Origin of the sequence: Streptomyces sp. NPDC053474 (assembly GCF_044544845.1) — a bacterium.
In the GTDB taxonomy this organism is placed as follows: Bacteria; Actinomycetota; Actinomycetes; order Streptomycetales; family Streptomycetaceae; genus Streptomyces.
Genome location: NZ_JBITXV010000013.1, coordinates 202846 through 215313 on the forward strand (window position 1 = coordinate 202846; position 12468 = coordinate 215313).

Sequence of the window (12468 nt, forward strand, 5' to 3'; positions counted from 1 at the left end):
GGCGGGCATCGCGGGCGTCACCAAGGTGCTGCTCCAGATGCGCCACGGCGAGCTGGTGCCCAGCCTGCACGCGAGCACGCTCAACCCCCATCTGGACTTCACCGGGACGCCGTTCACCGTGCAGCGCACCCTTCAGCCGTGGCGCGGGCCGCGCGTCGCGGGCGTCTCCAGCTTCGGCGCGGGCGGCGCCAACGCGCACGTGGTCCTGGCCGCGTACGAACCGCAGGCCGACCCCGCCCCCGCCGCCGCGCCGCGCCCCGTCGTCGTACCGCTGTCGGCCGCGACCGAGGGCCAACTCGTGGACGTCGCGCGGCGGTTGCGAGCCCGCGCGGACGAGCTCGGCGAAGGCGACCTCACCGCGCTCGCCCGGACCCTGCAGACCGGCCGCGTCGCCCTGGAGGAGCGCCTCGCGTTCACCGCGGACTCCCTGGAGTCCGTCCGGCGCACCCTGGACGCGTTCCTGGCCGACCCCGCCGCGACGGGCGCCTGGGCGCGCGGCCGCGTCCGGCCCGACCAGCCGCCCGTCAAGGCCGACGGCACGGCCACGGAGCCCCAGGAGTACGCGGCCCGCTGGGCCCGTGGCGAAGCCGTCGACTGGGACAGGCCGTACGCGGCGGACGGCACGGCCCGCCCGCGCCGCCTCAGCCTGCCCGGCTACCCCTTCGCCCGCGAGCGCCACTGGCTCGACCTGGAGAGCGCGCCGGGCGGCGAGCCCGCCACGCCCGACCACGTGCTCCTCACGCACCCCGTGTGGGAGGCGGAGGAGGCGGGCGCCGCCACGGCCGCACCCGTGGCCGAGCGCCACGTGATCCTCGTCGGAACCTTCGCGCCGGGCGAGGAGTCCGCGCTGTCCACGGCCCTGACGGCCGCGGCGCACCTGGAGACCGTGGCCCTGGCGGACGACGCCCCCTTGGACGCCGCGTACCTGACGGCGGCACGGCGGGTGTTCGCCCGGGCCCGCGCCCTGCTGACGGACGGCGTGCGCGGCACAGCCCTGCTCCAGGTCGTGCTCGTCGGCGACGTGAGCCAGGAGGCCGCGGGCCGGGCCGCGTTCACCGGCCTCAGCGGACTGCTGCGGACGGTGGCCCTGGAGAACCCGAGGCTGCGCACCCAGCTCGTGGACTGCCTCGACGGCGCCGCGCCCGCCCGCGTCGCCGAGCGGCTGCGCGCGGAGACGGCCCCCGAGACGGCGCCCGAAGTCCGCTACCGCGCGGGCCGCCGCGAGGTCAGGCGGCTCGCGGAGCTCCCCCCGGCGCCGGACGCGGGCACCGCCCCGTGGCGCGCGGGCGGCGTGTACCTCATCACGGGCGGCACCGGAGCCCTCGGCCTCGTCACGGCCCGGGACATCGCAGCGGCCGCCCCGGGCGCCACCGTCGTCCTGACCGGGCGCTCGGCGCTCGGCGCCACCCAGCGGCAGGCGCTCGACGAACTGCGGGCCGCGGGCCTGACCGTGGACCACCAGCGGACCGACGTCACCGACCGCGCCGACGTCGAACGCCTCGTGGCGCACATCGCGCGGACGCACGGGCCGCTCACCGGCGTCGTGCACGCCGCGGGCGTGCTGCGCGACGCCTTCGTCGCGCACAAGACGCCGGAGGAATTCGCGCGCGTCCTCGCGCCGAAGGTCGCGGGCCTCGTCCACCTCGACGAGCTGACCCGGGACCAGCCCCTTGAGCTGTTCCTGTGCTACTCGTCGACGTCCGGCGCCCTGGGCAACGCGGGCCAGGCCGACTACGCGGCGGGCAACGCCTTCATGGACGCCTACGCCGCCCACCGGGGCCGCCTCGCGGCCGCCGGGGCGCGCCACGGCCTGACCCTGTCCCTGAACTGGCCCCTGTGGGCCGAGGGTGGCATGGGCGTGGACGCCGCCGCCGAGGAGCGGCTGCGGCGGATGGACCTCGTCCCGCTGGACACCCGGAGCGGCCTGCGGGCCCTGCACACCGGGGTCGCCGCACGCCGCACCGGCCTCGCCGACGGCCAGCTCCTCGTGGTCGCCGGGCGGCGCGACGCGGTCCTGCCGCGCCTGACCGCGCGACCCGCGCGGGCAGCCGCGCCCGAGCCGCACTCCGAGGCCGAGCCGCGTGCCGAGGCCGCGCCGACGTCGCCCACCGGTGCGGCGGGCGACGACCGGGCCCTGCTCGACCGCACCCGCCGCCATCTGCGCGCGCACCTGGCGGCGGGCCTCAAGCTCGGCGCCGACCGGCTCGACGCGGAGGTGCCCCTGGAGCGCTACGGCATGGACTCCGTCGTGGCGATGAACCTGATCGCCCAGCTGGAGGCGGACTTCGGCACGCTGCCCAAGACCCTGTTCTTCGAGGTGCAGACGGTCCGCGACCTGGCCGAGTACTTCGTGGCCGAGCACGGGGACGCGCTGCGCGCGCTGTTCGGCGAGCCGACCACCGCCGCGCCCGCACCCGCGCCCGAGTCCACAGTCGCACCCGCTCCCGCACCGGCAGCACTGGCACCGCCCGCCCCCGAGCCCGCGCGGCAGGAGCCGACCCGGCCCGCCCGGGACCCCCACGACGAGGGCGTCGCCATCATCGGCCTGGCCGGACGCTACCCGGGCGCCGCCGACCCCGACGCCCTGTGGGGCCTGTTGCGCACCGGCGCCGACTGCGTCACCGAGGTCCCCGCCGACCGCTGGGACCACGACGCGGTGTTCGACCCGGACCGCGACGCGCCCGGCAAGAGCTACGGCAAATGGGGCGGCTTCCTCGACGGCGTCGACCAGTTCGACCCGCTGCACTTCGGCATCTCGCCGCGCGAGGCCGAGACCATGGACCCGCAGCAGCGGCTGTTCCTGGAGACGGTGTGGCAGCTCCTGGAGCAGAGCGGTGTCACCCAGGAAGCCGTCGAGCACACGTACGGCCGCCGGGTCGGCGTGTACGTCGGCGCGATGTACCAGATGTACCGGGCCGACACCGCCGACGTGGTGCGCTCCGCCCTGACCTCGGCGGCGTCGTACAACCTCATCGCCAACCGCGTCTCGCACTTCTTCGGCCTGGAGGGCCCGAGCCTCGCCGTGGACGGCATGTGCGCGTCCTCGGCGGCCGCCATCCACCTGGCCTGCGCCGATCTGCTGCGCGGCGACAGCGAGCTGGCGATCGCCGGTGGCGTGAACCTGACGGTCCACCCCGACAAGTACCGGGCGCTGTCCCGGGCGGGCCTGCTCGGCAGCCACCCCGGCAGCCGCAGCTTCCGCGACGGCGACGGCTATCTGCCCGCCGAGGCGGTGGGCGCCGTGCTGCTCAAGCCGCTGGCCGCCGCCCGCAGGGACGGCGACACCGTCCTCGCGGTCATCAAGGGCAGCGCCTCGCTGCACGGCGGCCGCGCGGGCCAGTTCATGGCGCCGAGCCGCAGGACCCAGGTGAACGTGGCCCGCAGGGCCCTGGAGAAGGCGGGCTGCGACCCCGCGTCGATCGGCTATGTGGAGGCCGCGGCCAACGGGTCCGCGCTCGGCGACGCCGTCGAGGCGGGCGCGCTGCGCGAGGTGTTCGCCGACGTCACCGAGCCGATCGCGCTCGGCTCGGTGAAGTCCAACCTGGGCCACCCCGAGGCGGCCTCCGGCATCGCCCAGCTCACCAAGGTCGTCCTCCAGCTGCGCCACCGGGAGCTGGCACCCCGGGCGGCGGTCGGCACGCCCAACGCCGAACTCCGCCTGGACGAGGGCCCGTTGCGGCTGTGCGAGACGCTGACGCCGTGGGAGCCGCGCCCCGGGGCGCCCCGGCGCGCGCTGCTCAACTCCGTCGGCGCGGGCGGCAGCCACGTCAGCCTCGTCGTGGAGGAGGCACCGGAGCCCGAGCAGGCGGCGGCGCGGCCGCAGCCGAGGCAGCCGGAGCTGATCGTCCTGTCCGCCGGTGACCCCGAGCGGCTGCGCACCGCGGCCCGCCTGCTGCACGACTTCGTCGAGCGGGCCGACGTCCCGGACGCGGACGCCGCCGCCTGGCTCGCGGACGTCGCCCACACGCTGCGCACGGGCAGGGAAGCCCTGGCCGAGCGCCTGGCGTTCGTCACGGAGTCCCGCGCGGGCCTGCTGCGCGCGCTCGCGGAGTTCCTCGCCGACCGGTCCGAGTACGCCCAGCTGTACCGGGGCAACGCGGAGGCGGGCGCCGCCACCCTGGGCGACCTGCTCGCGGGCGGCCACGGCGAGGCGTTCGTCCGGGCGCTCGTCACCGACGGCGAGCTCGACCGGCTCGCCGAGCTGTGGGTGCGGGGCGGCCGGATCCCCTGGCGAGGCCTGTCCGCGGGGCAGGGACGCCGACTCGTGGCGCTGCCGACGACGGAGTTCCGGCGCAAGCGGTACTGGGTGGGCCACACCGGCACCCCGACGACGGCTCCCACGCCCGACGCGGCTCCCACGCCCCCTACGTTCCCCACGCCCGACGCGGCTCCGCACACCGAGCTGCCCGACCCCCTCACCGACCCCGACCCCGAACCCGACCACGACGACGGCAGCCACGACGGCGACATCCTGCGCTACCTCGCGGACTACTTCAGCGACGCCCTCGGCTTCGCCCCCGGCGAACTCCCGCTGGACAAGGACCTGCACAGCCTGGGCGCCGACTCGGTCCTGTGGGTGCGCCTGCGGCGGGCGGTGGAGGCCGACCTCGGCCTCACCCTCACCACGCGGGAGATCGTCGAGCTCACCACCCTGGAGCGCATCGCGGACCGGCTCGCCGCGAAGCGCGGAACCCCGCGGCCACCCCACGTACCGGACGTACGCGAAGCACGGACCAAGGCACTGGAGGAGTTCCGCCAGGGCCACGTCGGACTCGAAGAACTCAAGTCACTCATGAAGGAAGCACCGGGCGCGTGAACGAGGATCAGATTCTGGCGGGCTTCAAGGCGGGCCTCTACACCGCTGAGGACGTGCTCGCGTTCTACGAACGACTCCAGGACTCCGCGCAGGCGGGCGTCACGGACCGGCGTGCCCTGTCCGAGGGCCAGAAGGGGCTGTGGCTGCTCCACAAGCTGCGGCCCGCGTCGGACGTGTACAACGTGCCCGTCTGCTTCCGCACGTCGGCGCCGTTCGACGTCGACGTGTTCGCGGAGGCCTTCCGACAGGTGACGTCCCGGCACACGCTGCTGCACAGCGTGGTCGTCGAGGACGAGGGCACCCCGTACCTGGTGCGGCGCCCGGACGGCGAGGAGGCGCCCTTCCGGCACCAGAGCGTGCCGCACGGGCTGCCCGACGACGTCCTGCTCGCCCTGGCGCGCGAACAGGCCAAGGCGCCCTTCGACCTGCACCAGGAAGGACCGGTCCGGGCCGTCGTGTACACGGCGGGCACGGCCGAAGCGCCGCGGACGCTCGTCCTGCTCGTCGTGCACCACCTGGTGTTCGACGGCGCGTCCACCCCCGTGCTGCTCCGCGACCTGCTCCACACCTACGACACCCTGCTGCGGGGCGACGCCCCCGAGCCCGCGTCCGCGCGGCACGACGCCTACGACGCGTTCGTGCGCTGGGAGGCGGACTTCCTCGCGGGCGCCGACGGCGCCCGCCACCGCGCGTTCTGGCGGGACACCCTGGCGGGCGACCTGCCCGTGCTGCGCCTCGGCATCGAGCGCGCCCCCGCGCCCGGCACCGCCGTGGTCGGCGAGACGGTCACCCTGCCGCTGCCCGCGGCCCTCGCCGCGCGGGTGCGCGAGGTGTGCGCGGACCACGGCGTCAAGCCCGCGGTGCTCTTCCTCGCCGTGTACGAACTGCTCCTGCACCGCTACAGCGGCGAGCGCGACCTCGTCGTCGGCGTGCCGTCCCTGGGCAGGCCGGACGCCACCTACGACGAGGCGGTCGGCTACTTCGTCAACATGTTGCCCGTGCGCCACGGCGTGCGCGGCGACGTGTCGTTCACCGACTTCGTGCGCGACCTGACGCTCGTCATGGCCGACGGCCTCGACCACGCCGCGTACCCGTTCCCGCGCATGGTGCAGGACCTGAACCTGCGCACGGACCCCGACACCTCCCCGGTCTTCCAGGTCTCGTACGTCTTCCAGAACCAGCGCATGATGCGCCTGACGGACGGCGACGTGCACGGCCTGGACCTGGCCCGCTCGCTGCGGTTCGTGGAGGAGATATCCCAGGAGGGGGAGTTCAAGCTCCACCTGGAGGTCGTCGAGCACGCCGCCGACGCCTACACGCTGCACCTCAAGTACGACGCCGCGCGCTTCGACACGGCGGACGTCGAGCGCTTCCTCGGGCACTACGAGACCCTGCTGCGCGCCCTGGTCGACGCCCCCGGACAGCTGCTGTCCGAGGCCTCGCACCTGTCGGACGACGAGCTGCGCCTCTTCGACGCGTGGAACGACACCGCCCGCCCCTTCTCCGCGGAGCGCGGCCTGCCCGACCTCCTGGCCGACGCCGTCGCCCGGCACAGTGAGCGCACCGCCCTCGTCTACGGCGAGCGCTCCCTGACGTACGCGCAGTTCGCCGCGCGCACCGACGCCCTGGCCGCCGAGCTGCGCCGCCACGGCGTCACCGCGGACACGGTCGTCGGCATCTCCATGGAACGCTCCCTGGAGATGGTGATCGCCCTGTGGGCGGTCATGAAGGCGGGCGGCGCCTACCTCCCCCTGGAGCCGGAGTACCCGGCCGAACGCATCCAGTACATGATCGAGGACTCGGGCGCCGCCCTCGTCCTCACCCAGTCCGGCACCGACACGTCCGCCCTGAGCGGGGCGCGCACGGTGCTCCGCCTGGACGCCGAGGGACGGCCGCTCCCCGGCGGCGCCCCGGGCGCCCAGGACGTGGGCGCCCCCGCCCGGATCGCCCCCGGCGACCTCGCGTACGTCATCTACACCTCCGGCTCCACCGGCCGCCCCAAGGGCGTCATGGTCGAGCACCGGGCGGCCGTCAACCGCGTCGAGTGGATGCAGAACGAGTACGCGCTGACGCCCGACGACGTCGTGCTCCAGAAGACGCCGTTCAGCTTCGACGTCTCCGTGTGGGAGTTCGTCTGGCCCCTGATCACCGGCGCGCGCCTGGTGGTCGCCGCACCGGGCGGCCACAAGGACCCCGCGTACCTGGTGTCGCTCATCCGGGCCGCCGAGGTCACCACCGCGCACTTCGTGCCGCCCATGCTGCGCCTCATGCTCGACCACGAGGGCTGGGCCCGCTGCACGTCGCTGCGCCAGGTCTTCTGCAGCGGCGAGGCCCTGCCGCCGGAGCTGCCCGCGCGCCACTACGCCCAGCACCGCGCGCTGCTGCACAACCTGTACGGCCCCACCGAGGCCGCCATCGACGTCACCCACTGGGCCTGCCCGCCCGACGCCGCGGACCGCACGGTGCCGATCGGCCGCCCGATCCAGAACATCCAGCTGTACGTCCTGGACGACCTCGGCCGTCGGCAGGCCGTCGGCTGCGCGGGCGAGCTGCACATCGCGGGCGTCGGCCTGGCCCGCGGCTATCTGAACAACCCCGGCCTGACCCGCGAGCGCTTCGTGTCGAACCCGTTCGCGGCGGACCCGGACGCCCGCATGTACCGCACGGGCGACCTCGTCCGATGGCTGCCGGACGGCACCCTGGAGTACCTCGGCCGCATCGACAACCAGGTCAAGCTGCGCGGCTTCCGCATCGAACCCGACGAGATCGAGGACCGCCTCTCCCGCCACCCCGCGGTGCGGGCCTGCGCCGTCGTCGCCCGCGAGGACAGCCCCGGCAACCCGCGGCTCGTCGGCTACGTGGTCCTCGACGAGGCGCACCCGCAGGCGCACCCGGGGGAGCTCCACGACGCCCTGGTGCGCCACCTCGGCCAGGCGCTGCCCGAGTACATGGTCCCGGGGGCCCTGGTCCGCCTCGACGCCCTGCCGCTGACCGCCAACGGCAAGCTCGACCGGAAGGCACTCCCGGCCCCCGACGCCGACGCGTACGCCGTGGCCGGTGACCGCGTCGCTCCCCGCACGCCCACCGAGCGGACCCTGCTCGCGGTCTGCGCGGGCCTGCTCGGCTTCGACGAGGAGCGCATCGGCGTCCACGACAACTTCTTCGCCCTCGGCGGGCACTCCCTGCTCATCCCCAAGCTGACCGCGCGCCTGCACGACGCGGGCCTCGACTGCGAGCTGCACAGCGTGTTCGCCGCCGCCACGCTCGCCGACCTGGCCGAGGCCATCGACGCGGCGCATGCCCCGGAGGACCCCGACGCGCCGGACGCGGCCCCGGCGGGGACGGCCTTCACCGCCCCGCCGAACGGCATCCCCGCGGACTGCGACCGGCTCACCCCCGACATGCTCCCCCTGGTCTCCCTGACCGAGGACGAGCTGGCGGCGATCGTGGCCGCCGTGCCCGGCGGCGCCTCCAATGTCCAGGACGTGTACCCGCTGGCGGCCCTCCAGGAAGGCATGCTCTTCCACCACCTCAAGGAGAGCGGCCGCGACCCGTACGTGCTCTCCGGCGTGTTCTCCTTCGAGAGCAGGGCCCACCTCGACGGCTTCGTGAGCGCCCTGCGCGCGGCCGTCGCCCGGCACGACGCGCTGCGCACGGCGATCCTCACCCAGGGCCTTTCGCGGCCCGTCCAGGTCGTGGTGCGCCACGCCGACCTCGACCTGGAGGAGTTCGAGGTGCCCGCGGGCCGCGACGCCGAGGACGAGATCCGCGCCCTCCTGGCCCGGCCGCAGGCGATGCGCCTCGACCGCGCCCCGCTGATCCGGCTGCGCGCCGCCCGGCAGCCCTCCACGGCCACCTGGTACGCCGCGCTCAACCTGCACCACGTCATCGACGACGCGACCTCGCTCGGCCTGCTGTTCCGGGAGGTCGTCGCCCATATGACGGGCCGCGCCGGGGAGCTCGCCCCGCCCGCGCCGTACCGCGACTTCATCGCCCAGGTGCAGCACCGCGCGCGCGAGCACGACCCGGCGGACCACTTCCGGGACCGGCTCGGCGACGTCACCGAACCCACCGTGATGTTCGGGCTCCAGGACGTCCACGGCGACGGCCGCGGCGTCCTCGACCTGCGCCGCCCGCTGGACGCCCGCCTCGGGGAGCGGATCCGGGCCTGCGCCAAGGAGCTGCGGGTCAGCCCGGCCACGCTGTTCCACGCGGGCTGGTCCCTGGTCGTGGCGGCGTGCGCGGGCCGCGACGACGTGGTCTTCGGCACCGTCATGTCCGGCCGCCTCCAGGGCCCGCGCGGCATCGAGCGCATGCTCGGCAACTTCATCAACACCCTGCCCGTGCGCGTCGACCTGACGGGCACGAGCGTGCGCGACCTGGTGAGCGCTACCGACCGGACCCTGCGCGACCTGGTGCGCCACGAGCAGACCCCGCTGGCCGTGGCCCACGGCCACAGCGCCGTGCCCCCCGAGACGCCGCTGTTCAACGCGATCCTGAACTACCGGCACCTGGAGTCCGACGACCGCGTCGACGACTCCGAGCTGGAGCGCGCGGGCGTCAAGTCCCTCGCGGGCGTCATCGAGCGCAGCAACTACCCGATCGCCCTGTCCGTCGACGACCTCGGGCACTCCTTCTCGCTCGACGCGCAGATCGACCGGGCCCAGGACGCCGCCCTCGTCATCGGCTACCTGGAGACCGCCATGGAGGGCCTCGTCGACGCCCTCACCACCGAGGGCGCCGAGCGGCGCCCCGCCCTGGGCCTGCCCGTCCTGAGCGACGCCCTGCGCCACCGGGTCCTCACCGAGTGGAACGAGGCGCCCGCGGCCGAGCCGGTGGCCCGGCCCCTGCACGAGGGCTTCGAGCAGACCGCCGCCCGGACCCCGGACGCGGTGGCGGTGGAGTTCGAGGACAGCCGTCTGTCGTATGGGGAGTTGAATGCCAGGGCGAACCGTCTCGCGCGGCATCTGCGTGGTCTGGGGGTGGGCCCGGACGTGCTGGTGGCGCTGTGCCTGCCGCGCAGCGAACACCTCGTGGTCGCCGTCCTCGCGGTCCTGAAGGCGGGCGGCGCGTACGTGCCCGTGGACCCGGCCTCCCCGGCGGACCGCCTCGCGCACATCCTCGACGACAGCGCACCTCGCGTCCTGGTCATGGACGGCGTGCTGCCCGAGGGCCTCGCGGTCCCGTCGGTGCCGGTCGTGGACGTCCGCGCGGACGCGGAGCTGTGGGCCGGTCTGTCGGCCGACGACGTCACCGGCACGGGCGTGGGCCCCTCGCACGCGGCCTATGTGATCTACACGTCGGGTTCGACGGGTGTGCCCAAGGGCGTGGTCGTCGAACACCGCAATGTGGTGCGCCTGTTCACGTCGACGGACGACTGGTTCCGCTTTGACGAGCAGGATGTGTGGAGCCTCTTCCACTCCTTTGCGTTCGACTTCTCCGTCTGGGAGATCTGGGGCGCGCTGTTGCACGGCGGCCGTCTCGTGGTCGTACCGCAGGCGGTGACGCGGAGCCCGGAGGACTTCTACCGGTTGCTGTGCGAGACGGGGGTGACGGTCCTCAACCAGACCCCGAGTGCCTTCCGGCAGTTGATCGCCGCACAGGGCGAGGACGCCCGGCCGCACGCGGTGCGCGTGGTGGTCTTCGGCGGCGAGGCCCTGGAAGTCGCCTCGCTCAAGCCCTGGCTGCGCCGCCCGGTCAACCAGAGCACCCAACTGGTCAACATGTACGGCATCACCGAGACCACCGTGCACGTCACCTACCGGCTGATCACCGAGGCCGACGCCGACCGCACCGTGAGCCCCATCGGCGAGCGCATCCCCGACCTGCGCACCTACGTCCTCGACGGACACGGCCGCCCCGCGCCCATCGGCGCCGTCGGCGAGCTGTACGTCGGCGGCGAGGGCGTGGCCCGCGGCTACTTGAACCGGCCTGAGCTGACGGCCGAGCGGTTCCTGGAGGACCCGTTCCGCGCGGAGCCGGGCGCACGCATGTACCGCTCGGGCGACCTGGCCCGCTGGCTGCCGGACGGCTCCCTCGAATACCTGGGCCGCAACGACGACCAGGTGAAGATCCGTGGCTTCCGGATCGAGCTGGGCGAGATCGAGGCCCGCCTCGCCGAACACCCCGCCGTCCAGGACGCCCGCGTCCTGGTGCGCGGCTACGACGACCAGGACCAGCGCCTCGTCGCCTACGTCGTCCCGTCGCCCGACCACGCCCCGGCCGTACGCGAACTCCTGCGCCTGGACCGCACCGAGCCGGAAGCGCTCGCGCGGACCTACGAACTGCCCAACGGCATGACGGTGTTCCAGCAGAACAGGAGCGAGACCGACTTCGTCTACGACGAGATCTTCACGCACCTCGAATACCTGCGGAACGGCATCACCATCGAGGACGGCGACACCATCCTCGACGTGGGCGCCAACATCGGCCTGTTCACGCTCTTCGCGGGCAGCCGCTGCCCCGGCGCCCGGATCCACGCCTTCGAGCCGATCCCGCCCGTCTTCGACTCGCTGCGCCGCAACGTCGCGCTCCACGGCATCGACGCCAAGGTGCACGACTGCGGCCTCGCGGCCGAGGCGAAGGAGGAGACCTTCACCTTCTACCGCCACAACACCGTCATCTCCTCCAGCGTCACCACCGCCGAACAGGCCCACGACCTGGTGCGCTCCTATCTGCGCAACCAGGAGGAGCTGACCGAGGAGGGCGCGGCCGACACCACCGCCGGGGACGACCTCGTCGACGCGGTCGTCGACGCCCGCCTCGACAGCGAGCAGTTCACCTGCCGACTGCGCACCCTCTCGGACGTCATCGCGGAGGAGTCCCTCGACCGGATCGACCTGCTGAAGGTCGACGTCGAGAACGCCGAGTACGAGGTGCTCAAGGGCATCCACTGGCGCGACTGGCCGAAGATCCGACAGCTCGTCGTCGAACTCCACGACGTCGACGGGCAGTTGGAGAAGGTCGTCACCCTCCTCAAGGCGCTCGGCTACGACGTCGTCTGCGAGCAGGACAACCGCCTGCTGCGGGGCACCACCCTCTACAACGTCTACGCCCGCCGCGCCGACGGCCAGGGCACCCGGCGGGCGGCCGAGTCCGTTACCGCGACCCCGCGCTGGTCGGGCCGGGCCGCCCTGGTCGCCGACCTACGGGACAGGCTGGGCGCGGCGCTGCCCGAGTACATGGTCCCGGCCGCGCACGTGCTGCTCGAAGAGCTGCCCCTGACCCAGAACGGCAAGCTCGACCTGCGGGCCCTGCCCGCCCCCGAGGACCGGCAGCGGCCCGCCGGGCGCCGCGTCGCGCCCCGCACCGAGGCCGAGCGGACCGTCGCGGGCGTCTGGGCGGAGCTGCTGCGCGCCGACGCCGACGACCTGGACGTCGACAGCGACTTCTTCGCCCTCGGCGGCAACTCGCTGCTCGTCACCCGCCTCGTCAACCGCCTCGCCCAGGCGACGGGCGCCGAACTCACCGTGCAGGCCGTCTTCGAGGGACCGACGCTGGCCGCGATGGCCGCCGAGCTGGAGCGACGCGCGCCCGTGGCACCACAGGGCGGCGCCGTCGACGTCGCCGCGATCCTGGAGAGCATCGACTTGATCGAGAACATGAGCGAAGAAGAGCTGGACGCCTGGGAAGGCCGGATCAAGTGACCACGA

Annotated in this window: 1 protein-coding gene and 3 pseudogenes (1 of these 4 only partly in view); all 4 read left to right on the top strand. The window is 74.2% G+C overall.

The window, feature by feature from the left end; translation table 11 throughout:
• Positions 1–4816, top strand: the final stretch of a protein-coding gene (locus ACIG3E_RS29255; RefSeq protein WP_399622444.1) for an SDR family NAD(P)-dependent oxidoreductase. The gene continues 9275 nt to the left of window position 1, outside the view; the window shows 4816 of its 14091 coding nt (coding positions 9276–14091); its start codon lies off the left edge, out of view; its stop codon occupies positions 4814–4816.
• Positions 4817–4869: 53 nt separating this feature from the next.
• Positions 4870–9453: pseudogene (locus tag ACIG3E_RS29260) on the top strand (amino acid adenylation domain-containing protein); the annotation flags it as partial.
• A gap of 231 nt (positions 9454–9684) precedes the next feature.
• Positions 9685–11022 (top strand): annotated as a pseudogene (locus ACIG3E_RS29265) (amino acid adenylation domain-containing protein); the annotation flags it as partial.
• A gap of 207 nt (positions 11023–11229) precedes the next feature.
• Positions 11230–12462: pseudogene (locus ACIG3E_RS29270) on the top strand (FkbM family methyltransferase); the annotation flags it as partial.
• Positions 12463–12468: the final 6 nt, after the last annotated feature.